This is a genomic window from Paraburkholderia sp. BR10937 (assembly GCF_040965695.1).
In the GTDB taxonomy this organism is placed as follows: Bacteria; Pseudomonadota; Gammaproteobacteria; order Burkholderiales; family Burkholderiaceae; genus Paraburkholderia.
In genome coordinates this window covers 44,709-71,389 of the sequence record NZ_JBFRCL010000013.1, presented here as the reverse complement: position 1 = coordinate 71,389, position 26,681 = coordinate 44,709, and the positions used below count along the sequence as shown (strand labels likewise).

The following is a 26,681-nucleotide window of genomic DNA, read 5'->3' as shown; positions in this document are numbered from 1 at the left end:
GAAGAATTTACGACTGAGGCGATGCGACCAGGATGCGGCCGCCCACGATCCGCACCCGATGCGGGTTCAATTGCTGGCCGGTGGGGTTGATCCCGCGGCCGCTAAGTGCGCAAAACTCCCACCGGTGATTCGGGCACACAATGACGCCATTGGCGAATTCACCGTCGCTGAGCCGGCCGCCCCTGTGGGGGCAACGGTTCTCATACGCGTGAACCGCGCCGTCGATATTGATCATCAACAGCGGCCCGAGCACGGACTCCACTGCGGCCATCTCGCCGATCCAGAGGTCGTCGGCGTCCATGACGTCGATCCATGAGGGGTCCTGCTCCATTACGTCCTCGGTTCGGTCGTCTCCATCACATTGAGCGTCGGCTTGCCGCGAAACTGGTTCGCGTACTGGCTCGGGGCCTCGCCAAAATAGCTCGTAAACGCCTTCACGAAATGCGACGGACTCGCATAGCCCGTGCGAGCAGCGGCTTCGCTCACGCCCCAGCCCTCGCGAATCATCAACACGCGTGCGCGCTCGAGCCTCAACTGCTTGAGGAAGTGATACGGCGAGACACCGATGATCTCCTTGAACGAATGGGCAAGCGTCGACGTGCTCGCCCCCACCGCACGGGCGATGTCGTCGATGGTGATCGATTTGTTGAACTCGGTCTGCATGTAGCGAATCGCAGCGAACACCTTGCGCGACGTTTTTCCGTACAGTGCCGCGCTCACGAGGCGCGGTGCCTGGTCCTGACGCAGCAGCCGGAACACGATCTCGCGCAGAAACAGCGGTCCCAGCAGGCGGCGTTCACTATCGTCGTCGAGCGTCTTCAGAAAGCGGATGACCGCGTCGCGCAGGTCGCCATCGAATTTCGACACGTAGGCTTCTTCCTCATCATCCGCACCTGCCTGCGCTTCCAGCCCAGGCAGGCTTTCGATCAGCACTTCGGCGACTGCCGCCGCCGGGATCTGCAAGATCATCGACAGAAACGGTTGGGTGGGCGAGCCTTCGAGAATCTCGGCCTGCAAGCGCGTCGCCCGATTGATCAGAAAATAGTTTGCGGGGTCGAAAAAGTATCTGCGTCCGTTGATCGTCACGCGCTTGCGTCCCTGCGCGACGATGCAGAATGCCAGCGAGGCCGTCTGGTCCCAGTGCGGCGCCACCGGACTTTCGAAGCGGTAGAAAGTGAGCCCGGTCCATCGGCACGGATTGGCGCCGGCCGCCACGGCGTATTTTTCGAACAGTGCGATCAGCGGGTCGCTGAGCAGCGGCGCCATGTATTGCGGCGCGGCCGATCGTTTCGCGGAGGTGTTCGCGGCAACGACGGTTTTCTCCAGGTCTTCGGTAATGCCGGCCGCCTCGAGCGACGCCGCAATGGCATTGCGGGCCGCCTCGAGCGTCTTCAACTCGTCCTGCCCCGGCGACGATACGCTGGTGAGCAACGTCGCGAGGCCGCCGGCGGCATCCTCGGCGCGGCCGCGCCATTTTTTGACCCAACGCGCGAAACTGCCGACGTTATCGGGGTTGCGCGCGATCGCAAAACGCGCAAGCGCGCAACTCCAGCGCGCGGCGCGAGCCGAGTCCCTCGCCAGGTTCGTGAGGAGCAGCCAGGTCAGGTCATCGCGATTCTTGCGCGCAACGATCGCGAGTTGCGCCAGCAGAACTTCGTCGAGCGCCGGGCGCAACACGAGATTCACCGCGGTCAGGCACTCGGCCCAATCGTAGGTGATCAGCGCGGTCTCCAGCGCCTTCCTCGCGGGCTGCCAACCCAGATCTGCCTCCCAGATGCGTCGCGCGTCGACCAGCACATGCACGTCGGGACGGGCCAGTTGCAGCTGGCGCGTGCGGTACGCAATGAGGGAGCCGCGCCGCAACAGGTCGCCGGCCGCGAACGCAGCGCAATTCGTGATGTACGACGAAGGCGCGATCGTGCCCAGGTAGGCTTGCGTCATCTGCAGCCCGTGAACCGGGTAACGGGTGGGGATCAGCACATGTGCCAGCGTGTCCAGCCAGCGCGCCGAGACGTCGCTGTCATGCGCCGTGCGCTCGTATTGGTCGAGCACACCTTTCATGACGCTTTCCTGTTCGTCCTGGGTCGCTACGTACTTGCGATACGTCATTTCGTCCGGGTCGCGGAATTCGTTCCACTCCGGAACCTGCACCGGCGACTTGTCCCGGTACGTCAGGTACCACATGTTGGCCGGCGTCGTCGGGTTCAACTCGAAGGCAGCCGTACGGCGCTTGCGCAGCGTGTAATTCACTTCGTGCGTGACGATTTCATATTCGCTCGGCACGCGGCGAATCTCGCCGAACACGCTCCATGTGCGCAACGGTTTCGCTTTCGCATTCGAGGCGGAGTCGTCCATTATCAGCGTCCTTACGTTCAGCGCCCATGCGTTACGCCTTCGACATCAGACCGTGTACTGCCAGGTCACCTCGTCCGACGTCGTCTCGATGCGCCCGGCAAACGAAGCGAGCATCTGCTCCAGCTCGCGCATCTGGTACGGCCTTCCGACCTGCCGCTCGATCGTATCCCGACTCACGCGAAGAAACCCTTCCGCCTGCACCCTGATGTACGCGCCGCGATCGACCAGTTCGATTTCCCGATCGGGGTTGTCCTCCACGATGGCGCGCACCACGGCGTCGACGTCGTCGACCATGCGGAGCACGGGTCCCACGAGGTTCGCTGAGTGCGTCATGTTCCGCTCCACTCACTCCGCGTAGCGCACCGTCAGGCATTGCAGCGCATCGATACCGGCGCCCGTGACCGTCTCGCTCATCGGCAACGCGACGCCGTTGAAATAGACGACCATCGGCGCGTCCCTGCGCGGCACCCGGATACCGACCGAGTGAGCGGCGACCTTCTCGGCGACCTCCGCGATCGTGTCGGTATCACGCACGAAAACGAGTTGGGTAACGATGTCGCCAATGAACAGCGCGTTGATCGCGAGGGTGATGGGCTGCGCATCGTTGCTTGCGGTGGTTGTACGGGTTGTATCCATATCAGGCCTGCTCCGCGGTTCTATCGTCACGATACGAGTACGCCCACGCGTAATTCTTTGCATCTTTCCCCATTACCTCGGGCGTGAGCCCCATGTAATCGAGAACGCCTGTGAGCGTTTGCGGCTGCACTTCTCCACCCAGAAGCCGCTCGACCACCGTCTTCTGGTGAATGGTGTCCTTGTCTTCCCACCAGATCTGCCGGCACGGTTTCGAGCAGAAATGGTAGGTGTAGCCATTGTGTTCGAGCGGATAGCTGCGCACCGGATACCGGTCGTTATTAGGCGCGCCCGCCGTCCCGATAGGCAGATGACAGCAGTTGCACAGCCAGGGAAGCGTCTTTGGCAGCGTTTTTTCTTCCTGCCCGCTATTGATGTTCGCAATGATCGTGTCCCAGCCCGGGCCGAATTCCTTTTCCCAGCGCGGGTACTTTTCGCGCAGCCATGCCCGTTCGTCTTCGCTCACCCCGCCCTGCGGCTTCCACCAGACTGTGGGACGCCAGAACCAGATTCCCATCTGCAGCGAGTGGTGCCACACGTCGAGCCCATCGATGAATTCCTGCCAGAACCAGGGCCGCTTCAAACCGTATTCCTGCAAGGTGCGCTGATACTGATTGACGACCCACTCTTCCATGAACTCTTTGTACGACAGTTTCCGGTGCTCGAGCGGCGTGTAGTAATCCATACAGATCCCGCTGATCACCGCGAAAAGCCGCGCGCTGATCCAGAACGTCTTGTCGATCAGCCACTGCGCCCGTTTCGGATCGTGCCGCATCAGGATTTCGATCGTCGGATGCCCCTGCTGCGCGTGGCGCGCCTCGTCCGTCTGCACGGACGAAATCATGTTTGCAAAATTGATGTCGGCGGAGCTGAGCGCATCGGCCGCCAAGCCGATGAACTGAACGTTGGTGAATGCCGTTTCGAACGTAAACGGCAATTGAATGGCAATATCGACCGCGCTCGGATTCACCATCATGCCGTCGAATGCCGCCCGCCCGGCGACGGCCACCCATTCGTCGGTGTGATAGGCCTTGAGCGCCCAGTCGTATTGCTGGTCCCGGCTGATGAATTCGTGGGCGAACAGCAAGTCGAGCTGGGCGTGGCGAATTTCATCGAGCGCACCGAACATCGCCATCTGCCGCCACGCCGGCGCCAGACCAAAACGCGCCATGCGCAATTCCGCGAGCACCGCCAGGTATTCGATCAGCGAGACCGCGCCGTAGTGAATCTTCGAAACCGACTTCCAGCCCTCGTCGAGCTGCTCGAAGATCGACGAGCGCCGCAATGCCGACTTGACGGCATAGGCCGAAGCTTCCTTCTCACGCTGCGTCGCAACGTATTCCGGATAGGTGATCTTGTACGGTTCGTCCCACTGCTTCCATGCGTCGATGGGCACCTTTCCCGTGCCGGACAACCATTCGGGAAAAACCGCATCCTGGTCGACGTACGAGAGCGTCCATTCGACGTCGCGATACACGTCGTACCAGTCTTCACGCCTGAGTGAAGTCATCGATATCTCCTGCGTGCGTTCCCGCAAACCTGTTTGCCGCGGGCATCAGTCACATTCGAGGCGTCCGAGTTGCCGATACCAGTCTGCGGTGTCCCAATAGGCGACGATGTCGTCGATCAGCCCTTCGCGATTGACATGAAAGAGAAAGAGATGCGCCAGATCGTAATGCTCGCCGCTGTTCGAGAGCGTGCCGAACGCCTTCGCCTGGGTGCCGGAGATCGTCACCTCGACCGCCACGTTGCCCTCATCGTCGTTGCCGATCCACTGCACGTCGTTGGTCAGGTCGGGAAACGCATCGATCAACGACGACCACCAGGTTTTCCCGATGCCGCGCACCTTGCCGTCGCCGCGAACCACACGCTGCTTGCGCATGACCTCGGCCGGCACATAGCGAAAGTTCGCGTTGTCCACGCACGCATCGACCATCCCCTCGACGTCCTGGCGTCGATAGGCGTCGAAAAAACGGAGCACCGCGCGGCTGGCGCGTTGCCCGGTGGTGATCGCACGACCTTGCGGGACTTCAGGCATCGATGTCTCCTTGTCCGGTTCGACCCAGCGCCGCGAATCAGAATGACGTGGTGATCGTGACGCGGTCCAGGCGCCGCACGGCGAGCCGCCGGTATAGCTGGTTCTGGCACCAGAACAGCTTGACCGCCTCGATGCGATCGCTACGCGTATGCAGCAGCCACGCTTCGTCGAGATCGATATGCTTTTCCTGATTGATGACGCCGAGAAATTCGCCCGCCTGCGTGCCATCGAATGTCGTCTCCACTGCCACGACATCTTCATGCGTTGCGAACATGCGCCGCGTGCTCAACGTCAAGTCCGGAAACGCGGAAAACCAGTTCTCGAAGAATCGGCGCCCATCAGCGTGAATGAGTCCGTCGAGCGCAAGGGGAACGATGTGAATGGAGCAATGCGGGGAGCAGGATGTGAGGGCGCCGTCGACATCATGTCGGGCGAGGCAGCCGATGAATGCATGGGCGACTTCGAAGGCGATGCTCATGCCGCACTCCCTTGCAGGACACCGAGTTTGCGCAACACCGCTTCCGCACAGGCCTCATCGGACATCTGATTCTGTGCCGTCAGCAAATGACGGTCAACCACCACATGAGACACCCAGGGGGGCGCTTCGTCATAAACGACACCCCGATTCTTCAACTCGCTTTCGAGAAACCACGGCGGCCGTCGCAGTCCGACTATCGCCTGGTCTTCTTCCTCATTGCTGAATGCCGCCACCCGATAGCCGTCGAACAGCCATCCGCCGTCGGGACCGTTGCCGACCGAAAGCAGCGCGGCGGGTCCGTGACAGAGCAACGCGATCAGGCGCCGCCGCGAATGCGCAAGGCGCAGCACGCGCTCGACATCACGATTGTCCGGCAGATCGACGATCGCGCCGTGTCCGCCGGGAATGAACACCGCGTCGAACGAAAGAATCTCCTCGTCCGACAGGCTGCCGAGATCGTATGGCGCGTTCAGCGCGCGATCATTTGCCAGCGAATGCGCGCAGGTTTGCGCCAGACGTTCGCTATCGTGCTTCACCGAGTCGGCCAGAACTTGTGCCCGCGCGGGTGGCACGATCATGCTGATTTTCGGCCGCGAGGCGAGCGCTTCGAGAAAGCCGATATCGTGTTTCCAGCTTTCCTTTGCCGCCGCTTCAACGTTGGTGCGCGCCAGTCCGTGCTCGATATTCGCAAACGTCAAGGCCTCGTACACGCGTCGCGACGCAATCAAGTCGAGTTCCGTGAAGTGATGCAGCGTAAAACGAATCCCTTCCGGATCGTCGGCGAACGATCTCACGATGGCGGCGAGAAAGTCCCTGTCCGTGTCGGGATAATGAAATCGGGGCTCCAGGCTGAAGGGATCGGCAATGCCGGGTCGCCCATCCACCGTGTGGATTCGCACGTCCACGCCGGCAGCGCGAAAACGCCTGAGCGGTGTGTAGACCTCATCGGCCCAGTAGCCGGTGGGCAACGCGTCGCCGCCTTCGAGCGGAAGCTCGCGTGCGCTGGAAACGATCATCAGGATGCGCCGCATGGTGGGCCTCCTCCTCGACTGATTTATAGTCTGCGAGGAAATATCCTGCAATGCGGCCGCCCAAATGCCCATTCCTGCAACGTCGGGGCCTCGGAACCGCGCGGCGCGGCTGCGCAAAACGTATGAGAAATCGAAACTTGCGAGCGCGCCCTTTGCCAGTCGATAGAATGACGCTCGCAAAGGCAATGGATTGCAGAATTGCAAACACGGGCATCTGCGCGAGTGGTTTCCCGATGACGATGCTGACGCCACTTCGGGGCTCAATCATGGATAAATCGCCAATCAGCCAGGGGCTGAGCGATGAGGCACACCCACCCGCCGAAACCGGAGTGGCCTACCGGTTTGGTTCGTTCCACCTGATTCCGTCACAGAAGACCTTGCTCGACGGCGACACGCGCGTGCTGATTGGCGGTCGAGCGCTCGACTTGCTGACCGCGCTCGTCGAACGTCGCGGCGAACTCGTCACCAAGCAAGAACTCATGGCTCGCGCGTGGCCGAAGACTATCGTGGAGGAAGGCAATCTCAAGGTGAATATCGCGGCCTTGCGCAAAATCCTCGGCGACGGGCCCCAGGGCCAGCGCTTTATCGCGACGGTGGTTGGCCGCGGCTATCAATTCGTCGCGCCCGTCGAGCGCGAAACACTGTCGGGTGCCGCGACACCGCCGCGAACGCAAACGCGTCCCCAGGTTTCGCACAACATTCCCGCCGCATTGGTTCGACCGATCGGACGCGCGAAGACGATCGACGATCTGCTGAAGCGGCTCTCGCGCAACCGGCTCCTGACGGTGACAGGGCCCGGAGGTATAGGCAAAACAACGGTCGCGCTGGCCGTTGCCCGCGAAATGGTCGAGCTGGATGAACACGATGTCTGGTTCGTCAACCTTTCCCGGCTAGCCGACGCGCGCTTCGTACCTCATGCCGTCGCCAGCACGATTGGCCTCGTCGTTCACTCGGACGACATCTTGCACGCGCTGGCGAATTACCTCCGGCTTCGCAATCGCCCACAGCTCATCGTGCTCGACAGCTGCGAACAGATCGTCGAGGCAGCAGCAATCATCGCCGAGCATATGATCGCGGCGGCCCCGCAAATCCAGGTTCTCGCGACCAGCCGCGAGCCGCTGCACGCAACTGGCGAATACGTATATCGGCTCGAAGCGCTCGAAAGCCCACCCGACACGGCACGCATGACGATCGACACCGCGCGTCAATACCCCGCTGTCGAACTCTTTATCGAGCGAGCCATTGCCGCACGCGGCGACTTCGAGCCGTCCGACGAAGAGGCGCCCGTGGTCGCGCAAATCTGCCGGCGCCTCGACGGCATCGCGCTGGCAATCGAGCTTGCGGCAACGCGTCTGGATGCCTTCGGCATTCGGGAATTGCTCGCTTTGCTCGACGACCGCTTTGCTGCGCTCGCACAGGGGCGACGCACGGCTCCTGAGCGGCAGAGAACGTTGCTGGCCACACTCGACTGGAGCCATCAGTTGTTGCCCGCGGTCGAACGGGTCGTGCTGCGCCGGCTGGGCATATTTCCGGGCGTCTTTTCGCTAGCATCTGCGGCTGCTGTCGTGGGCGATGAGAACCTGCCTTACGCCAGTGTGATCGATGCGGTCGCAAGCCTCGTGTCGAAGTCGCTGCTGTCGGCAAACGCCGCCAGCGATCCCTTGCGATATCGTCTGCTCGACACGACTCGTGAATACGCGAGACGCAAGCTTGCAGATGCGAATGAACTGGAGTTGGTCTCCCGTCGCCACGCCGGGCATTTTCATGATTGGTACGCGCGTGTCACGGATTGCTGGAACCGGCCGCCCGATCCACGCTGGCTGGCAAACCACATCCCCACGATCGACGATGTCAGAGCCGCACTGAACTGGGCGTTCTCCGCGCACGGAGAGATATCGCTGGGCATTGCGCTCACCGTCTCCGCTATTCCTGCGTGGATCCGGCTCTCCTCGCTAGACGAATGCCGCGGTCGCATCGAGGATGCGCTTCATCATGCGGATGCCCGCTCGCCCACGCTCGACAGGCAGCGGATGAAACTCTACACGGCACTTGCCGCCTCGGCACTCTATACGCGCGGCATGGTCTCGCAAGTCGACGCTGCATGCACCGCCGCACTGGGCATTGCGGAACGGCTTGACGACAGGGAATATCAATTGCGCGCCTTATTCGCCGCCTGTTGCGGCCTGGTGTATTCAGGACGACACCGTGCCGCCGACGAACGGCTGCTGAAGTTTCGCTCCATTGCAGACACGACACAGAACGAGACCGCGATGTCGGAAGGCAACCGGCTCACCGCGTTTGCGTGGCATCACATGGGCAAGCAAGCCGAAGCCCGGCGGTTGCTCGAGCGTGTGCTCGAATGGTACGCCTCGCCCCACCATCAGTCGCAACTCTCCGCCAACCATGTCAACGGAAGCGAGGGAACCCGTTCGTTGATGGCCAGCGTCCTGTGGACGCAGGGATGTCCGGAACGAGCGCTCAAGGAGGCGCGCCAGGCGCTCTTCGACGCACAGGAAAGCGGCCATACGCTGACGATTGGCTACGTGCTCGTGTTTGCCTTCGTCCCGCTCGCGCTCTACGCAGGCGATCTCGCCGCGGCGGAAGACGCCCTGATCACGTTGCAGGACACCGTGGCAAAGCACGGGTTGGCCCTCTTCGAGGCGATGGCACGCGGTCTTCATGGTGCGTTTCTGGTCGAGAAAGGGAACCCTGACGGGCTCCCGATCCTCTTCGAAGCATTAGTGCAACTCGAGCGCGAGCATATCGGAATGCGTTATCCGATGTTTGCGGGGATGTATGCCCGGGGCCTGCTGCGCTTTGGAGAGCACGCGCGAGCGCTCGCGGCGATCGACGATGCACTGGCATGGTCGAAGGCGCACGAAGAACTGTGGTGCATCCCGGAGTTGGTCAGGATCAAGGGCGACATCCTCGCCACGCATGACGAACTCGATCCGCGCGGTGCATGCGAAGCGCTTTACCTGCACGCCATCGAGGTCGCGCAGCAGCAAGGGGCACTGTTCCTGGAACTGCGCGCGGCGAAGAGCCTCGCCCGCCTCAAGCTCAGACAAGGCAGGACCGCGCAGGTGGAGTCCGTGCTTGCGCCGATCTACGGCAAATTCACCGAAGGGCTCGAAATCATCGATTTAAAGGAATCACGGGAGATGCTTGCCAGTGTTCGCGTGGCGTCCCGCAGACTGGATTGACGAGGTCTCCCGCTTGTCACGTCGGCATGTTCGTGAATTGCGGAACGTCCAGATGGCGGAGCCATGTGTACCGGCGCTTCGTGTACATCTCCAGCACGGGCCGAATACCATCGGGATTGTCCAGGCTGCCGATCATGACGAACACCGTATCCGGAAACGCGCCTGAATTGTCTGAGAAAAGTCGGGATCCACACTCAGGACAAAAATTGCGATCTATCCGCTTACCGGAGTCCGCTATGTAGGAGAACGAGCGCGGTTGTCCACTCAGCACCGTGAAATCACCCGCAGGAACGCCGAAAAAAGTTGCCATGACCCCGCCACTCGCCTTCTGGCAATCCAGGCAATAGCAATCGGCAATAAACGTGGGATCGGCTTCGAACTCGAACTTGACGGCGCCGCACGCACATCGACCTGAGTATTTCTTTGACATGGCCTGTTACCTCATCAGTCAGGGAAGCAGAAATTTCACGCTGCAGCAGTGCACTTCATCCGGGGAGCCGTGAAACGATCAGGTCTCGAGCTTCGCGTCCATCGTGATGGTAGCGTTCAAGACCTTCGACACCGGGCAGCCGACCTTCGCATCGGCGGCGGCCTTGTCGAACACCTTCTTGTCTCCGCCGGGGATATTCACCACCACATCGAGGTGTGAAGCGGTCACCGCAAAGCCGCCATCGATCATGTCGAGCGTGACCGTCGCCGTCGTGGAGATGCGTTCGGGCTTGACGTTCGCTTTACCCAGTTCCGCCGACAGCGCCATCGAAAAACATCCGGCATGCGCTGCCGCGATCAGCTCTTCAGGATTCGTGCCGACGCCATTTTCAAAGCGCGTCGAGAACGAATACTGTGTGTCCTTGAGTACGCCGCTATCCGTGGATATCGAGCCATTTCCGTCTCTCAGCCCGCCCTCCCACACCGCCGATGCCTTGCGCTTCATGCTGTCCTCCTGTCATGTCGGACTCGAAACCATTTCGCCAGCCAACGTTAATGCAATTCGGCTGATCCCTGCCGCGACTCGTGCGTCGATGAAAGCCGTTCGATTGCGATATCGACCGATCGGCGCCGTCCCGATCCCGTGCGGACGCGTTTTGACTAACTACGCTACACTGGGGTGTCCGTCGCGCCCGAACCTTCGTCATCATGTCGTCGGTTGCCCATCTCGTGTCATGGTCCATCCGTCACCGGATCAGCGTGATTGCGCTATCGCTCGTCCTCGTGCTGCTGAGCGGTCATTACGTCTCCCATCACTTCAGGATCAACACGGCGACAGACCGGCTATTGACTGTCGACAAGCGGTGGGACGCCTTGTCCACGTCGCTCGATCGCGCCTTTCCGCAACGCGGGGGCTCCATACTCGTCGTGGTCGAATCGAACGCACCGGAATTCGCCGACACCGCCGCCAGCGAACTTGCCAATGCACTGCGAAAGGACACGCACCAGTTCGTCGCGGTGACGCAGCCGGGCGCCGGTCCCTTCTTCGAACACAATGGGTTGCTTTTTCTCCCGTTGCACGACGTACAGTCGACGACCTCGCAGTTGACGCAGGCGCGCTCGTTGCTCAACGCACTCGCCCATGACCCCAGTCTGACCGGTCTCGCCGACCTCCTGACGACGACCCTGCTCTTGCCGCTGCAAATCGGGCGGGTCAAGCTGGAGCAGATGGCTCCGCTTCTCGATCAAAGCGCGGACGTCGTGGACCGCGTGCTAGCGAACCAGACCGCCGCTTTTTCATGGCGTTCGTTGACCGATTCCCATGCGAAGTCACCCGCACGCGCATTCGTACTCGTGCAGCCCGTACTGGATTACGCGTCGCTGCGAGCTGCCGGCAACGCAACGGCATTGATACGCGACACAGCCGCCTCGCTGCATCTCGATACGAGATTTGGCGCGCACGTGCGTCTTACCGGCAAACGACCGCTCGCCGATGACGAATTCGCATCGGTTCAGGACGGTGCGGCGTTCAACGGCGCCGTGACACTGCTCGTCGTCCTCGGCATTCTCTGGGTCGCGCTGCGGTCCGCCAAACTGGTGCTGGCCGTTTCCCTCTGCCTCGTCGTGGGGTTGCTCATCACTGCAGCATTGGGGCTGGTGATGGTGAACGCCTTCAACATGATCTCGGTCGCGTTCATGGTGTTGTTCGTCGGCCTGGGCGTCGACTTCGGTGTGCAGTTCGCCGTGAGGTATCGGGAAGAGCACTACAAGGACGGTCGTATCCCCGTCTCATTGATGAATACGGCCAATACGCTAGGCGGCCGTCTCACCCTCGCCGCGATTGCAGTCGCCGTTAGCTTCTTTTCGTTTATTCCGACTGCTTATCGCGGCGTGTCGGAACTGGGCAAGATCGCCGGAGTGGGAATGATCGTCGCCTATGTCACCAGTGTGACGCTCCTGCCTGCGCTCATCAGCGTGTTGAAGCCAGGCGACGGAAAAACGTCGCCTGGCTTCAGGCAGCTTGCCGGAACCGACGACTTCCTCGACAGGCATCGCAAAGCCATGTTGGCCGTCGCCGCGGTCGTCATTCTCGGCGCGTCACCTTTGTTGCTGCACCTGCGCTTCGATTTCAATCCACTGCATCTCAAGGATCCACACACGGAATCGATGGCAACCCTGCTCGCACTGAAAGACTCGCCCGAAATCGGCATCAACAATGTGCGCGTGATGGCGAATTCCTTGACCGAAGCCGATGCGATCGCCGCTCGCTTGTCAAAGCTGCCGCAGGTGGGCAGAACGGTCACGCTAACCACTTTCATCCCGGCAGACCAGGCAGAGAAACTCGCCGTGATTGCAGACGCAGCCCGGGTATTGGACCCCGTCCTGGCGCAGCCGCCTGCGCCTCCGGCAAGCGACGCCGTTCGCGTCGACGCCTTGCGTCGGGCGGCCAACCAGCTGTCGCTTGCGGCAGAGGATCATCCGGGGCCCGGCGCCGCCGAGGCGAAGCGACTCTCACGCACGCTGACCCGCCTCGCCAATGCCTCGAGCACGACACGCGATCGCGCCGACCATGCGATGACGGCACCGTTGAAGATCGCGCTCGCGCAACTGGCCACGCTTCTCGATCCTGCCGGGATAACCCGCGCCAATTTGCCGACCGGGATCGCAAGAGACTGGGTTGCCGCCGATGGCAAGGCAATCGTGGAAATCTCGCCCCGCGTCCCGAGCGGTGTCGACCCCAATGATGACGCGATGTTGAGAAGCTTCGCTGACGCAGTCAGCGCTGCAGAGCCGAATGCGATCGGCGGTCCGATTTCGATTTTGTATTCGGCCAACCTCGTCATCAAGGCGTTTCTTCAGGCGAGCGGATACGCCCTGCTAGCGATCGTCGCCATCTTGTGGATTGCGCTGCGCCGGGTCGACGACATCCTTCGAACGGTTGTGCCGTTGCTCGTTTCCGCCCTTTTGACGCTCGAATTGTCCGTCGCGCTGGGTCTGCAACTGAACTTCGCGAACATCATCGCCTTGCCGCTCATGCTTGGCGTCGGCGTCGCGTTCAAGATCTACTATGTGATCGCCTGGCGAGGCGGCGCAACACGGCTGCTTGAATCCAGCCTGACTTATGCCGTTGTCTTCAGCGCAGCGACAACCGGCGCAGCGTTCGGTAGCCTGTGGTTTTCACACCATCCCGGAACATCGAGTCTGGGCGCGTTGCTCGCGCTGTCGCTTGTGTCTACGCTGATAGGCGCGGTGATATTTCAGCCCGTGTTGATGGGACGGCCGCGCGCCGCACAGTTCAAAACGCTGGCGTCAGCGGACTGATGAGGCATGTGTGAAACCGGACGGTGCTACGATCGCTAGCGTCTCGCTGCACCCTGCAAAGCTTCGAGCAAGCTTCGGGCGTCGTGCTCTCCGCCGTAGAGATGGCCGTTGATAAACAGTGTGGGCGTCCCATGCACCCCACTCCGAATGCCACTCGCGAAGTCGTTCTGAATGCGCTCGTCGTAACGGCCGCTGAACGCGGCGGTCAAACTGTCAGGAGGGAGATTCAACCCGGCGGCGTACTGCGCGAGGCTCTGATCCCCCAGGGACCGCTGATTCTCGTACAACCTGTTGTGTGCGGGCCAAAACTGGCCGACGGCGGCAGCGGCTTCCGAGAACTCCGCCGCATGCAGGGCATGAGCATGCAGTTCGGTCAACGGGAAGTGCCGGAAAACGAATCGCAACTTCTCTCCCATCGCTTGCTGGACTGCCGTGATGACACCGTGCATGGCCCCGCAATACGGGCATTCGAAATCACCGTACTCGACGAGCGTGACGGGCGCGTCGATCGCGCCTTGCGCGTGGTCGAGCGGTCCAACGGATGGCGTAAGTCTGCTCATGGACGGTCCTGTTGCGGGCTGCAATCGGCTGCTTCGCGCCAGTCGGTTCTGGCGGCGCCTCGTTCAGGTAGCTTAGGTCGATTCACGTTACCCCAACAGCTATCTGATCGGTTAATCGAAGCGCTCACGAGACGCTGCGGACTAAACCTTTGTATAGTGAGAGCACCACCCGATGTGAGCCGCAACGACAGGTCCAATGCCCTGATCGCTTCGTCGACCGTGGCCGCCCAACCCGACGCCCCTTCGTTCATCAGGCCAATGCCGATACGACGAAGCTCTACCGGCCCTCGCTCGTGGCCCCTGGCCCTTCGCGCTCGACAGCGGACTGACGCTGCTACGTTGGTCCGAGCACCCGGCGCGGAGTCCGCGTCGGAGGGTATGAACGCGTCTCTAGAACATCGTGCGAAGTCCGACTGCCACGCCCACCTGATTGGTCCGGCCAATGGTGTTCGTCGGAACGCCCTCGCCGTTGACCCCGCCAGGGTAGTCGGCGGAGAAGGCGCCTGTGCCGCGCGCAAAGTCCGTGATCCCGTAAATTTCCGTGCGCTTCGTGAACGAGTATTCGGCGAGAACGGTAGCCGATTGATTTGTGCCCCTGCCGAGCGTGCCGTCGAGCAGTTCAGCATTGCGCGTCTGCCCGTAGTAGTAGGCGAACGTGAACAGCAGCGCGGGCATGGCGTGCCAGTTCGCGCCGAGGTACCAGGTGTCGTCGATACGGTTTGGACTGCCACCCTTCAGTGTCGGCGCGCCGGCTTGCTGCATGTAAACGTCAGTCAAACCAGTCTGGTCCTGGCCGCGGAGCCAGCCGGCCAGGAGGCGGATGTCATGGGTAATCTGAAACGCGCCGCTGATATGCAGGAAGTTGGATTTGGCGCCATTGATCGTGCTACCAACACTGGTGCCCACCGAAGAGCCGGTCGCCGATGTTGGCACAGAGACCTGCTGGAAGCCCGCATTGAGCATCGCAGGGCCATACGTGTACGTCAGTTCCACGGCGTAGGTGGCGCCGAGACCGAGCGCGCCTGCCTGGTTACCAAAGCCATAAAGGGCATTGATGTCCAGGCCACTGAAGCTGCCCTTGTACTTCACCGAGTTGTCGACTTCGAGGTAAGGGCCGATGCCGTTGTACATCCAGCTGTTTTGCCAGTAATTGCCAACGGTCAGCGGGTCGAAGATATCGCCCAGGGTGTCGTAGGCCGGAGCATATTGCCTGCCAAAGGTCAGCGAGCCCCACGTTTTGTTCGACAGACCCACAAAAGCTTGCCGACTGAACAATGTGCCAGGGACGTGTAGTTGCCCATTGAAGGCTTCGAAGCCGTTTTCGAGGCGGAAGACTGCGGACCAGCCGTCGCCCAGATCCTCACTGCCCCTCAAGCCCCAGCGGCTGTGGGTTTCCGGGCCGGAGGTCATGGCGACCTGGTCGTCGCCGCCCGGCCCGGCATTCGTCTGATACCGGATGGCTTCGTCGACGATGCCGTACAGCGTGACTGAGCTTTGTGCAAATGCCGACGACGACGCGGCGGCGAAAAGCGCGCCCATAGCGCTGGCAATGACTATCTTGTTCATTAGCAATCCACAGTAACTGGTTAGCAAACTGGGGAGGCATTTCAACGCTCGAACAACCAGACCGCGAACGGAAGCGTAGCGTGTCATTTCATTGAGGCACAGCTATTAGTTACGGAGTGTTGTTTATTTGCTGTACCGGGACAGGTAAGTGCAAATCGTCTGATAAGTCTCTGTTCGGGATAACGACTTGGCAGTTGGGCCTTGATGCGCCGCGCCGGCTTTAGTATAAGAAATGAATTAAGCGAAACAATACTCTCCTCTTCTTCCGTTGCGCGGTTCACATTCATGGCCTCTCCTGCCGGCAATATCAAATGCAACCGTCGTGTCCATCCCACCAGTTCTTCTCGCCCTGTCGCATTCGAACCTGGCGCACAGATTGCATCGGCGGACTGTCGGGGGGATGAATTTTTGGCTTTCTGCGAGAGTTCGCCGCAGGATCGAGCCCTGCCTCACGCGACCGCTCGCGTACTCAGCGGACCAGCCGGCCGGCTTCTGTGCGTTCGACTTGCTACACTGCGGTCGTACTTGCGCCTGTTGCATCTCACCACGCAAAACTCACGTCAATCGCCGTTGCCCGTCTGAAACGTCTGAAGCAAGTCGAGGCGCTCACAGGCGTCCGGGACGGACCCGGTGCCGCACTCCCGAGATTGGCCCGGAGGTTCATCATGTTCACGACATTTTCCCGCCTGTCGAGAACCGTCCTGGTTGTGGCTCTGTGTACTGCATCGACGGCAGCCTTCGCCAGGCACGCGAGGCAGCCACAGGTGCCCCCCGAATCGATTTCCTCCCTGTTACTGAGCGACGACGAACGCATTGAGTTCTGCACGGAGATGCACCGTGCGTCGACGCTCGAAGAACGTCGGGTGGTCGTGGAGCGCATGCGCAATACGCTCATTCCTCGCGCAAAAGCACAAGATCTTTCCCTCCCGCGCTGGTTGCTGGAAGGACGTCCGATGAACGGGTTCGGCGGCCCCAATGGCAGCATACCCGGACTGGATTGCGAATCGGGTATCAGCAGACTCCACGCACAGGCCGTCGCACCTGCGCGGCAGGCACCCGCCCACAAGACGCCCCCTACTGAGACGCCGCCCGGCAAGACGCCTGTTCAGGAGATGCCAGCCAGCGACATACCGGTCGGACACGACCGCGGTATCGCCTATGTCACGGGCGGCGTGGGCGAGGATGAAGCCACTGCACTTCGCAGGCTCGCGCCCGGCTATAGCATGCGGGCAACATTCACCGCCGCATCAGGCGAGTATCTGTCGGGTGTCGCCGTGCAGATATTCGGGTCCAACGGGAAGGTCGTCTTCGCTGGCACATCGGCGGGCCCCTACCTGTTCGCACGGTTGCCCCCTGGCCACTATCGCGTCGTGGCCACATTCGACGGCGTGGAGCGTACTCGCGTGCTCTATATTCCCACGCGCGGCAGCGTCCGATTCACACTAACATGGTCGACGTCGCGCGCGGCTTCGTCCAGCTAGCGTTGGTGACCGGCGCACCGAGCGCTGCGCCGTCTGCCGCCAGATGCGTAAACAGGTCTCGTCCTGACTGACCCCTAAAGCAACAAAATGCGCGCAGTTTCGACAGCGCTTTAACGAATGATCGACCGCGAGCAAAACTCAATCGCGTCCACGCAGGAAACGCCTACTTAACCCAACGCTGTTGCGGTGGCACAACTCGCTATGGAAACGAATATGTTTGCGACTCGTCTCGCCACAGGTCGCAAAGTCAAATCGCGGCTCAATTGCTGCAATTTTATGAATGAGTCAATTCGCTTGCAGTATTTATTTTCAAGGGCGATTCGGCTTCTGCTCCGGACGCGGCTATAGACTGGCGCGATTGTTTCCTCTCACGCCATCGGGTGTCATTTCATGAAGAAGATTTCCATTGCCGTCGCCGTTTGCGCAGCATCTGCAGCGTCGGCGGCCAGTGCTCAGAGCTCGGTCACCCTGTACGGCCTGATCGACGCAGGCATCTCCTATACGAACAACGTTCAGAACGGCGCGCCCAGCCACGGTAGCTCGCGCGTCGCACTCGCAAGCGGCAATATCAGCGGCAGCCGCTTCGGTCTGCGCGGCAGCGAGGATCTCGGCGGCGGTCTGCATGCGATCTTCGTGCTCGAAAACGGCTTCAACGTCAACAACGGCACGCTCGGCCAGGGTGGTCGCATGTTCGGCCGTCAAGCGTTTGTCGGCGTGAGCGGCGATCAATACGGCACCTTGACGATGGGCCGCCAGTATGACTCGATGGTCGATTACGTCTCGCCGCTGTCCGGCACGGCCGGCACGTTCGGCGACTCAGGCTTCGCGCACGTGTACGACAACGACAACCTGCAACATACGGTCCGCTTCAGCAACTCGGTGAAATTCGCGAGTATCGACTACGCCGGCTTCAAGTTTGGCGGCATGTACGCATTCAGCAACAGCACCAGCTTCGCCGTCGATCGTGCGTACAGTGCTGGCGCGAGCTACAACAACGGCCCGCTGCGACTGGCCGCGGCCTACCTCCAGATCAACGGTTCGGCAGCGGCGAGCACCCCTGCCGGAACAGCGAACCAGAACGTTGCGGCCGACCCCAGCGAGTTCAAGGCGACCGCGGGCGGCGGCAACCTGACGGCGGATGTGCAGCGCACGGTCGGTGCGGGCATCGGCTATACGTTCGGCCCGGCGGCGGTCAACTTCGTCTACACGCACAGCCAGTACCAGAACACGTCCGCATTCGGCCTGAACCCGGTGAGCGGTTCGACTCACTTCGACAACTATGAACTGAACGTCAAGTACGCCCTCACGCCGGCGCTGAATCTCGGCCTCATGGATACTTTCACGGACGGTCATCTGAACGGTGTGAGCAAGTCGAACATCGGCTCCGATCCGAAGTGGAATCAGGTCAACGCGATTGCGCGCTACTCGCTGTCGAAGCGCACGGAAGTGTATGGAGAAGCGATGTACCAGCGCGCGATCGGTCACAACAACGTCGCCGTGATGTACAACGCCGGCGGTTTCTCGGCGACGAGCAATCAGGTGATGGCTGCGATCGGCATGCTGACCCGCTTCTAAGCGGCCGTCAGAACCTTCATCCCGCGGTCATCGAGGTGGATCGTTGTATAACGACTGCGAGACGAGGAATATCGCATTCGGCATTGGCGTAGAAAATTGCCCGCCGCGTTGGTGGGCAATTTCTTCATCAGCTGCCACTGCGCACGTACGTTTGCACAAGCTACGGCCGGGCATTGCGTTCCGGCCATTCGCATCGCGGCGCTGGGCGATCGGCAGAGAACAGGCAGGCAGATCCCCGTCTAACCGGGAAGAGCCGGCCGCGTCTAGCGAGTTCCGCGACCGGCCGAGGTGGGGTCCTTCGGCTCAATTCGAATGGGCATCACCGGGGAACCACGCTGCGGTTCATTGCCCGTTCTGAGCGGACGTTCGTCCTTTGGAGCCACTTACTGGCGCGATGATACCGAAGAGTCCATTCGACTCCTTGTTAGGACCTGCCGAAAAGTACAGCGTGTCCGGGCTTGAATTGCGCCCTCCTCCGAGTGTTAGCGTCCACAGGCCGTCGATAGCCAGTGGATTGCCGAACTCATTCTCCAGTTGATCGACGAACGTGCCGTCATTGTCGAAGACATTGATTCGGCCGTTGCCGAAGTTGCCAACGAGGATCTTGCCACTGAAGCGCCCAAACGCAAACGACGCTCGCGTTACGCCCCAGGGTGAGTCGAGCGGCCCCTGGCTCGCAAAGCGGCGCAGCAGGTGGCCGTCAGTATCGAATACATCGACGAATCCATGACCGCGGCCTGCAACGTCGTCATGCTTCGGGCCGTCTTGCTGCGCATAGGTGACGAAAAGATCCCCGTCAATGTTCGCGATACCGAACGGGGCGTAGCCGGCCGGGATGTTCGGGTCGGCGAAGCCACCGCCTGTCGTCGCGGGCGCGAACAAGCCGTTCGAACCGTTCGGTCCGAATACATCGATCCGGCCCGCACGGAAGTTCGTCGCAAACAGGAATGCGCCTCGCGCGTTCACTCCGAAGACGAGCCCCTTGTAGACGGCCCCGCTGGCGGCAGAGGGATTGGACGAATTATCGACCGCGATCACAGCATTGTTCGCCGGATTCAACCCACCGGCCCAAGCGGAAATCGTGCCGTCTTCGGTCGCGAAGATGAATACGGCCGGGATGTTGGTACCTGGGACGAGAAAAGATGACGAAGGATTCCAAACTATCCCGGTCGGCGCTGCAGGCGTGGGCTTCGGTGGATTGTTGGCAAAGACGGGATGACAGGCGCCGGCCGGTATGACGTTGCCTGGCAGCGGGATGGAGACCTGCAGCGCCACCTTTGCCCCCTGGCCGTCATAGAGCGTGGAGCAGCCTGTCGCATTGTCGTTGATCCAGAATGGACTTCCTGCGGGACTAAAAGCGATACCCCAGGCGTTCTGCAGTACCCCGTCGACCTTCGGGGCAGAGCCTGCCAGGTTGGATACAAGCGGTGTGACGACGTAAGCCTCATCGGCAGCAGCATGTCCGATGGTGAAACCGGCGGCGAAGACAATCACGGCCACCGCTTTGAGACCCCACGAGATCTGAGACATAACTTCCCTCCTCGTCTGACTGGCGAGATATCGCCGCAGGCTAAACGACCGCTGCACTTCAAATATTCCCGCTCGACGCAAAAAATTTCCGCCAGCCCGGTCGCGTGACGCACTTGGGGCGACTTCGGCCTTTTGCCTCGATTCATGGTTGCGCGAGCGAGAGACGAGCGAGTGGGGGCGTGCCCATGACGGTTTTCACCCTGTTTGCAGGTTCGCGGCGACGCTATTCACAATTCGTCGTCGTTGATGACTCATCCAAAGTCCAGATTTAATGCGGTTGAATGGGACAGATGTGTGTCCAGCCGCACGCGATGGCCGTCATGGTCGCCGGCGTGTTCCACGTCGTCGCCCGGATCGCCCGTTCGAGCCTCGGCACCCATTCGTGCGGTGCGTGGATGAAACCGATGCGCAGACCTGTCGCAACAGTCTTCGACAGGCTCGACACATAGACCGTTGTCTCCTGCGCGAGCGATGCCAGCGGCGGCGGTGCATCGTCTGCCAGGAACGCATAGGCGGCGTCCTCGATCAGGATCAGCCCGTGTCGTCGTGCGATGCCGATAGGCTCGGCGCCGCGTCGCGCTCATCACCCAGCCGAGCGGATTGTGGAGGGTCGGCATCGTGTAGACGGCGCGCACCTTGCGCCGCTTGCACAAGGCCGCCAATGCGTCCAGATCCGGGCCGCGTCCGGCGGCCGCGATCGGTGCGAGTTCCAGCCGGCTCGCCTCGGCAGCCAGCTCGCGGTGCGTGGGCAGACGCGTGCCGGGACGCAGACGGCCCGCACGGATTTCGGCGGCGAGCCGATCGACCAGCGGATTTGTAGCGGGGTTCCGGCATGGCCCAATGTATCCATGACAATAATTTGATCGTATTGATTGTCGGCCCTACCATGGCTCGACACAACCTCTTCCACCGCATGAGGGCGCCATGCACATCGCCATTCTGACTTTCGACGGCTTCAACGAACTCGACTCGCTGATCGCATTCAACCTCCTCAGCCGGATCCGGAAACCCGACTGGCGGGTTTCGATTGCGAGCCCGGCGTCCAGTGTGCGTTCAATGAATGGACTCGTGCTGGAGGCGCAAGTTTCGCTGAACGAAGCATGCGAAGCCGACGCGGTGTTGATCGGCAGTGGCGTACGGACGCGCGACGTCGCCGCCGATTCCGCGCTGATGTCGCAACTCAGGCTCGACCCAACGCGCCAACTGCTTGGCGCGCAGTGCTCCGGCACGCTGATACTCGCGAAGCTGGGCCTGCTGCAGGGCGTTCCCGCATGCACGGACCTGACCACCACGCCGTGGGTCGAAGAGGCGGGTGTAGTCGTGCTCAATCAGCCGTTCGTGGCCAGTGGGAATGTCGCGACGGCGGGCGGGTGTCTCGCATCGCACTACCTCGCGGCCTGGGTGATCGCGCGCCTCGCCGGCGTCGAAGCTGCGCGCAGCGTGATTCACTACGTGGCGCCAGTGGGAGAGAAGGAAACCTACGTGACGCGCGCGATCGAAAACATTTCGCCATTCCTATAACCGGAAGCCGCAGAACGTCTGCGCGCCGTTTCGAAGGGCCGATCACCGCATGATATAATTCGCACGCGAACTAAATCGCACAATTCTATCTGCGCGGAAATGAAACATCGCCTCGTCTATCTATTGAATGTGGGACAGCGCCGGCTGCAACGGTGGTCGCAAACACGTGCGGCCGGCGGCGGCGTCACAGCAGCCCAGGCGGGGCTGCTGTTTTTCCTGGGTGATCGCAACGGCGCACTCATGAGCGAAGCGGCAGCCGCGCTGGATCTGGGCGCACCTGGCATGAGCGGTCTCGCTGAGCGGACAGAAAAGGCAGGGTTGATCGAACGTCGGGCCGACGAGACTGATGGCCGGGCGTCGCGCCTGTGGTTGACGGAGGCAGGACGTAACGCGCGCCAAAAATCGAAGCTTCGCATGAAAGACTTGAACGCCAGATTGACCGAAGGCTTTACGGAAGCGGAGATCGACGTCGTGGCGCGGTGGCTGACCAGCCTGCAGACGAAGTTTCCGCTCGCCGAAGACGGCGACGCGTAACCTCGACCGTGGCCGGTCAGCAAGGCAACGGCTAGTGCTGGGCAACCCTCGCGAAGTCCGGCTTGCGTTTCTCGGCAAAAGCTGCGAATGCCTCCCTTGCCTCGGCGCTCGTCAGCCGCTCCTGAAACTTCGCGCTCTCGCTGTCCATCTGCGCAACCAGCGTTTCGGCTTCGCGCATCAGCTTCTTCATGGCGCTCAATGAACCGGCCGGCTTGGCGGCGATTCTCTCGGCCATCCTGCGTGCATCGTCGCGTAGTGGATCCTTTGCGCAGACCTTGTTGGCAAGGCCCCACGCGACAGCGGTTTGCGCGTCGAGCGGCTCGCCCAGCGCAAACATCTCGAAGGCCCGCACATGGCCCACGCGCAGTGGAAGCAGGTAGCTGGACGCCGCCTCGGGGACAAGCGCGAGATTGACGAACGGGGTGATCAGTTCCGCGTCTGGCGCGAGCAGAACGTAGTCGCAATGCAGTAGAAGCGTCGTGCCGATACCGACCGCCTTGCCCTGGACCGCCGCGATGATAGGCACGCTCGATTTCGCCAGGGCATGCAAAAAGCGATGCACGTGTCGCTCACTGGGCCCCTTACCCGATGCAATGGCTGCGAACTCGCCCACATCGTTGCCCGCGGTGAACATGTCTCCGTCCCCTTGCACCAGCAATACGCGCACACGGCTGTCGTGCTCCGCGTTCTCGATGATGTCGGCCAGCGTGCCATACATCTCATTCGTCAATGCATTCTTCTTGTCCGGTCGGGCAAGCGTAATCGTCAGAATGCCGTCGGCTTGATCGACGTGAATTTCCTCGCTCATGTGCTCTCCTGAAATTTACTTTGCATGCGAAGTATATAGGTAGTTCGCATGCAAAGTAAACCGGAGAGTCGATGCCATACAATTTGGGGCCGGCTCGCGAACCCCCGCTCCTGATGAGGTGTGAACGCTGAATCTCGTAGCGGACCGGAATTCGACCAGGTACTCCATTCGCGACGTCGCGCCACTCCTCGCGCGCACGCAGGCTCCGTAGCATTGAGGCATTACGAAACAGACAAGCAACCGGAGGACTGAACATGCTTATTCTCACCGCCGTTATCGTGATCGCCGGCGTGGCGATCTGGAGCGTCTACCGGCGTTTGCATCCGCGCCAGGACTGACACCATGAGAGGCTGTTTCACCGGCCTCGTCGCAGCAGCCCGCCACGCCGGCGGGCTTTTTTGTTTCCGCGCTCAGGTACGTCGGGAGGTGGCATAACAAGACGTTTGCGAACCCTTCCGCACTCGAAAAAATATCTCCGAATCAGATTCAGCATCTGACAAAGTTACTGTATAAATGTACAGTTCCATAAATATCCGCAAAACGCAACGTAGCGTGTCGGCCGCGCGGAGCCATTGAGAGCTATTTTTGAGTACCAAGGCATGCCAGATGATCGGCGCATAGCCCACATCGACATGGACGCATTCTTTGCGTCGTGTGAACTTTCGCAGTATCCCGAACTACGAGGCAAAGCCATGGTGGTCGCCGGTCGTCGCTCGGACGCGCCCCGAACGAAGCCGGACGGCACACGCGAGTTCTCGCGGCTACGCGATTATGTGGGCAGAGGGGTCCTGACGACCGCGACCTATGAGGCTCGCGCACTCGGCGTTCATTCCGGCATGCCCGCCATGAAGGCCGCCCGGTTAGCGCCGGATGCGATTCTCCTTCCAGTGAACTTCGACCTCTACCGAACCTACTCGCGACTGTTCAAGGATGCCGTTCGATCAATCAGTTCGAGCATTGAAGACGTTGGAATCGACGAGGTCTACGCAGATGTTTCACTCACGAATGGCGATTCAGAGGCAATCGCGCGCAAGCTCAAGTCCGCGGTCTTCGAAGCCACCAATCTCACCTGCTCCGTCGGCATCGCGCCGAACAAGCTGCTTGCCAAGCTGTGCTCCGATATGCAAAAGCCGGACGGCATCACCATCCTGACGCTGGAGGACCTGCAATCCAGGATTTGGCCAATGGCCGCAAACAAGATCAACGGCGTCGGCCCCAAGGCGGCCGCCAGGCTTGCGTCTTTTGGCATCACGACCATCGGTGAGATCGCTGCGCGCGACGAGCACTGGCTCGTCGAGCACTTTGGAAGAAGCTACGGGGCGTGGCTGCGCAGAGTCTCACATGGACTGGATGACAGGCCGGTGGTGACGTATAGCGAGCCCGTCTCGATGAGTCGCGAGACCACATTCGAGCGCGATCTACACGCGGTACGGCACAGACAGGAACTGGGCGCCGCTTTTACCCGCCTATGCGAACAGGTGGCGCTCGACCTCCAGCGCAAGGGCTATCTGGCGAGGAAGATCGGCATCAAGCTGCGCTTCAATGACTTCAAGACAGTCACGCGTGATGTCACGCTTCCTGAACCTATTGATGACGCGAAAGCGTTGCGGCGCGCGGCGACCGAGTGCCTGAAAAGAGTCGAACTCGTTAAATCCATCAGGCTGCTGGGCGTCAAGGCCGGCAACCTCCAGCACGCCGGAGAGGCTTCCGGTAACGAGTCGCCTCAATTCACGCTAGATTTTTAGTACGTAAGCAGTTCCTTGTCGCAGCGCCTGGACGCCAGGCGCGTCCCCGAAAGATCAGCTGGCCGGGTCCGAAGCCAATGCAATCCGTGCCTTCTCTTCGGGACTATTTGCCTTGTAATACTTGTCGGCCCATTTACGGTCAGGCTGCAGCAACAGCCGCTGCACGGTTCTATGCTGCTGCTCCTCGATGCCAACGGCGCGGGCACGATAGTGCTCGTATAGCCGCATGAATTCAGCGAGGTAAATGCCGGCAATGCGCGTGTCTTTTATTTCGAGCAGATTCTCGTCGTTGAAATGCTCGGAGTTGTTGCTCATGTTGGCCGAGCCCGTGTAGACAATCGGATTGTCTCCTTCGGCGTCGATCACAATGAACTTGTGGTGGATGATGACCGGAGCGTAACTGGGCGCGACCTCGCCAGGAAAGAGCCGCAGCTCGGGTTCGAATCCTTCGGGCACGGTTGCCGGGGAAAAGTACGATGCGTCGATGACGTCTCGGTTTTCCCTGCTTCGATGATAGAGCGCGAGGTTTGCCAGCGCAGTCGTGCTCACGGCTTCTCCCGCTTTTTGCGCCTCTTGCGCATTCTCAGCGGACTTTTCGCTAATGTTGTTGACGAGGCCGAACATCATCAGCCCCTTGTCGCCGGCGGTAAAGCAGGCGTCGCGAAGCGGTTCGTCGGTCGGCATGAAGAGGCAGAACAGGACGGAGTGCTGCGCCTTTCCGATCGCTTCGACGATAGTATCGATCTGGGTACGTCGGGTTTTCGTTTCCGGAGAGAAGCAAACACGCACCGCTGCGCTTCCCACCGTCACGGAATCGGACCAGCCATTCGTGAGTTCCGCGGTCTGGTTGATCGGCGGATTGCTGGCGATGGCTTTTGTTCTGTCGTCGTACAGTTTCGCGAGGTCGGCCGAATCGAACAGATGAAGCACGTTGGCCTGTTCCGTAATGCCTTCCGTCGTGAAATTCGCAGAGCCTGCCACGACGAATGCCGGGTTGCCTTGCCGATCGCCCCGATCCGTCACGATGAGCTTGTCGTGCATGATATGCGTCTTGTCGCGCGGGCAGAACGTCACGACGCTGCCTAGTTCATCGACCGCGGTTTGATTCGGTGATGGTGCGGGCGCTTTACCCTTTTCGCGAACCAGGTGCGAGTCGTAGACGACGGCGACATTCGCTTTACCGTGAGCACTCCCAAACTCCTTGAACGCCGGTATCGCCCAAAGCGGGTCGGTCAGGTGATAGACGGCAGCCGCCGCGCGCGACGCGTCCAGGAATATTTCCTTGAACACGAGCTGCATGTCGTTGGCGAGCCATGTTCGAAGTTCAAGCGCCTGTGCGGCCGGCGGCGCGGTATGCGGGTCGATTCCCATGGCCTTCACCTGTCGTGCGAAAGCCTGTGAGCTCACCACCGCACGGTTGAACCAGGTACCCACGCCGTCTTCGATATGCGCCGGAAGCGTGACGTCAACCGAACTCGCCTCCGCGGTCAGCAGATTCACATTGTCCGGCGTACCGACCACCGGATAGACCGTGTACTTGAACTGCCTGCCTCTGTCGGCCTCTTCGATACGCGCGTCCCACCACATGAATTTTTGAATCGGCGCGATGTTCGAAGGCGCATCGGGCTTCCCATCCGGCACCGGCCCGTTGAAGGTGATTCTATTGGGGAGCCAGCTGCTCGCCTCATGGGTTTTTCCGTCCGGGCTCGTGAAACCCGGAGCCCGCTCAATGGCGAAACCGAGGAAGTCGGCACGTGTCGCACCGTCTGGCCAGTCGAGCGCGAGTAAAACCAGCGTCGGGGAGAGATAGCTGCGGACCTTCGTCGACATCGTTGACCTCTGCTGTGTTAGCCAAAGGCCCAGTTTCAACCAT

General features: G+C 60.9%; 22 protein-coding genes and 1 pseudogene. 7 read left to right on the top strand and 16 right to left on the bottom strand.

The window, feature by feature from the left end:
• Positions 1 to 7: 7 nt before the first annotated feature.
• The 8 genes from AB4Y44_RS13240 to AB4Y44_RS13205 are packed head-to-tail and all read right to left on the bottom strand — an operon-like array spanning position 8 to position 6,535.
• Positions 8 to 331 carry a Rieske (2Fe-2S) protein gene (locus AB4Y44_RS13240; protein ID WP_368699802.1) on the bottom strand — a complete coding sequence of 108 codons (324 nt, stop codon included), beginning with the start codon at positions 329 to 331 and terminating at the stop codon, positions 8 to 10.
• Entirely contained in the window at positions 331 to 2,355 is a 2,025-nt protein-coding gene (locus AB4Y44_RS13235) for an AraC family transcriptional regulator N-terminal domain-containing protein (protein WP_368699801.1), read from the bottom strand. Before AB4Y44_RS13235 ends, AB4Y44_RS13240 begins: the two co-directional genes overlap by 1 nt.
• Positions 2,356 to 2,400: 45 nt before the next feature.
• Positions 2,401 to 2,688 (bottom strand): MmoB/DmpM family protein, encoded by a 288-nt coding sequence (locus AB4Y44_RS13230; protein WP_368699800.1) that lies wholly within the window; start codon positions 2,686 to 2,688, stop codon positions 2,401 to 2,403.
• A gap of 12 nt (positions 2,689 to 2,700) precedes the next feature.
• The gene (locus tag AB4Y44_RS13225) at positions 2,701 to 2,991 is read right to left on the bottom strand and encodes a toluene-4-monooxygenase system B family protein (protein ID WP_368699799.1); all 291 of its coding nucleotides are present in this window, start codon (positions 2,989 to 2,991) and stop codon (positions 2,701 to 2,703) included.
• 1 nt (position 2,992) lies between these two features.
• The gene (locus tag AB4Y44_RS13220) at positions 2,993 to 4,498 is read right to left on the bottom strand and encodes a toluene monooxygenase (protein ID WP_368699798.1); all 1,506 of its coding nucleotides are present in this window, start codon (positions 4,496 to 4,498) and stop codon (positions 2,993 to 2,995) included.
• Positions 4,499 to 4,543: 45 nt separating this feature from the next.
• On the bottom strand, positions 4,544 to 5,026 hold the full coding sequence (locus AB4Y44_RS13215) for a nuclear transport factor 2 family protein (RefSeq protein ID WP_368699797.1): 483 nt from the start codon (positions 5,024 to 5,026) through the stop codon (positions 4,544 to 4,546).
• A gap of 37 nt (positions 5,027 to 5,063) precedes the next feature.
• Positions 5,064 to 5,504 carry an ester cyclase gene (locus tag AB4Y44_RS13210; RefSeq protein WP_368699796.1) on the bottom strand — a complete coding sequence of 147 codons (441 nt, stop codon included), beginning with the start codon at positions 5,502 to 5,504 and terminating at the stop codon, positions 5,064 to 5,066.
• Positions 5,501 to 6,535, bottom strand: a complete 1,035-nt coding sequence (locus tag AB4Y44_RS13205; RefSeq protein ID WP_368699795.1) for a type 1 glutamine amidotransferase domain-containing protein — start codon at positions 6,533 to 6,535, stop codon at positions 5,501 to 5,503. Before AB4Y44_RS13205 ends, AB4Y44_RS13210 begins: the two co-directional genes overlap by 4 nt.
• A 167-nt stretch (positions 6,536 to 6,702) precedes the next feature.
• On the opposite strand from AB4Y44_RS13205, the gene AB4Y44_RS13200 reads away from it, so the two are divergent.
• A complete protein-coding gene (locus tag AB4Y44_RS13200; RefSeq protein WP_368699794.1) occupies positions 6,703 to 9,738 on the top strand; it encodes a winged helix-turn-helix domain-containing protein in 3,036 nt (1,011 codons plus the stop codon).
• 16 nt (positions 9,739 to 9,754) lie between these two features.
• Here AB4Y44_RS13200 and AB4Y44_RS13195 read toward each other — a convergent pair whose 3' ends face one another.
• Positions 9,755 to 10,168 (bottom strand): GFA family protein, encoded by a 414-nt coding sequence (locus AB4Y44_RS13195; protein WP_368699793.1) that lies wholly within the window; start codon positions 10,166 to 10,168, stop codon positions 9,755 to 9,757.
• Positions 10,169 to 10,246: 78 nt separating this feature from the next.
• Positions 10,247 to 10,672 carry an OsmC family protein gene (locus AB4Y44_RS13190; RefSeq protein ID WP_368699792.1) on the bottom strand — a complete coding sequence of 142 codons (426 nt, stop codon included), beginning with the start codon at positions 10,670 to 10,672 and terminating at the stop codon, positions 10,247 to 10,249.
• 203 nt (positions 10,673 to 10,875) lie between these two features.
• Here AB4Y44_RS13190 and AB4Y44_RS13185 point away from each other — a divergent pair, with 203 nt between their 5' ends.
• Positions 10,876 to 13,488: an MMPL family transporter gene (locus tag AB4Y44_RS13185; RefSeq protein WP_368699791.1), complete on the top strand. Its 2,613-nt coding sequence runs from the start codon at positions 10,876 to 10,878 to the stop codon at positions 13,486 to 13,488.
• 35 nt (positions 13,489 to 13,523) lie between these two features.
• Here AB4Y44_RS13185 and AB4Y44_RS13180 read toward each other — a convergent pair whose 3' ends face one another.
• Together AB4Y44_RS13180 and AB4Y44_RS13175 are read right to left on the bottom strand one after the other, a co-directional pair.
• Positions 13,524 to 14,048: a DsbA family protein gene (locus AB4Y44_RS13180; protein ID WP_368699790.1), complete on the bottom strand. Its 525-nt coding sequence runs from the start codon at positions 14,046 to 14,048 to the stop codon at positions 13,524 to 13,526.
• 390 nt (positions 14,049 to 14,438) lie between these two features.
• Positions 14,439 to 15,614, bottom strand: a complete 1,176-nt coding sequence (locus AB4Y44_RS13175; RefSeq protein WP_342918840.1) for a porin — start codon at positions 15,612 to 15,614, stop codon at positions 14,439 to 14,441.
• Positions 15,615 to 16,279: 665 nt separating this feature from the next.
• Here AB4Y44_RS13175 and AB4Y44_RS13170 point away from each other — a divergent pair.
• Together AB4Y44_RS13170 and AB4Y44_RS13165 are read left to right on the top strand one after the other, a co-directional pair.
• Entirely contained in the window at positions 16,280 to 17,095 is an 816-nt protein-coding gene (locus tag AB4Y44_RS13170) for a hypothetical protein (protein WP_368699789.1), read from the top strand.
• Positions 17,096 to 17,485: 390 nt separating this feature from the next.
• Positions 17,486 to 18,670, top strand: coding sequence for a porin (locus tag AB4Y44_RS13165; protein ID WP_368699788.1), 1,185 nt, complete (start codon positions 17,486 to 17,488; stop codon positions 18,668 to 18,670).
• A gap of 342 nt (positions 18,671 to 19,012) precedes the next feature.
• Here AB4Y44_RS13165 and AB4Y44_RS13160 read toward each other — a convergent pair whose 3' ends face one another.
• Together AB4Y44_RS13160 and AB4Y44_RS13155 are read right to left on the bottom strand one after the other, a co-directional pair.
• Positions 19,013 to 20,200, bottom strand: a complete 1,188-nt coding sequence (locus tag AB4Y44_RS13160) for a TIGR03118 family protein (RefSeq protein WP_342918837.1) — start codon at positions 20,198 to 20,200, stop codon at positions 19,013 to 19,015.
• Positions 20,201 to 20,498: 298 nt separating this feature from the next.
• A pseudogene (locus tag AB4Y44_RS13155) lies at positions 20,499 to 20,937 on the bottom strand (aminotransferase class I/II-fold pyridoxal phosphate-dependent enzyme); the annotation flags it as partial.
• A 187-nt stretch (positions 20,938 to 21,124) separates the two neighbouring features.
• Between AB4Y44_RS13155 and AB4Y44_RS13150 the strand changes: the two are divergent.
• Both AB4Y44_RS13150 and AB4Y44_RS13145 read left to right on the top strand, forming a co-directional pair.
• Positions 21,125 to 21,721 carry a DJ-1/PfpI family protein gene (locus AB4Y44_RS13150; RefSeq protein WP_368699787.1) on the top strand — a complete coding sequence of 199 codons (597 nt, stop codon included), beginning with the start codon at positions 21,125 to 21,127 and terminating at the stop codon, positions 21,719 to 21,721.
• Positions 21,722 to 21,820: 99 nt separating this feature from the next.
• A complete protein-coding gene (locus AB4Y44_RS13145; RefSeq protein WP_368699786.1) occupies positions 21,821 to 22,255 on the top strand; it encodes a MarR family winged helix-turn-helix transcriptional regulator in 435 nt (144 codons plus the stop codon).
• 31 nt (positions 22,256 to 22,286) lie between these two features.
• On the opposite strand, the gene AB4Y44_RS13140 is transcribed toward AB4Y44_RS13145, so the two are convergent.
• Entirely contained in the window at positions 22,287 to 23,063 is a 777-nt protein-coding gene (locus AB4Y44_RS13140) for an enoyl-CoA hydratase-related protein (protein ID WP_368699785.1), read from the bottom strand.
• 599 nt (positions 23,064 to 23,662) lie between these two features.
• Between AB4Y44_RS13140 and dinB the strand changes: the two genes are divergently transcribed.
• Positions 23,663 to 24,808 (top strand): DNA polymerase IV, encoded by a 1,146-nt coding sequence (gene dinB / locus AB4Y44_RS13135; protein ID WP_368699869.1) that lies wholly within the window; start codon positions 23,663 to 23,665, stop codon positions 24,806 to 24,808.
• Between the two features lie 54 nt (positions 24,809 to 24,862).
• Here dinB and AB4Y44_RS13130 read toward each other — a convergent pair whose 3' ends face one another.
• The gene (locus tag AB4Y44_RS13130) at positions 24,863 to 26,638 is read right to left on the bottom strand and encodes a phospholipase D-like domain-containing protein (RefSeq protein ID WP_368699784.1); all 1,776 of its coding nucleotides are present in this window, start codon (positions 26,636 to 26,638) and stop codon (positions 24,863 to 24,865) included.
• Positions 26,639 to 26,681: the final 43 nt, after the last annotated feature.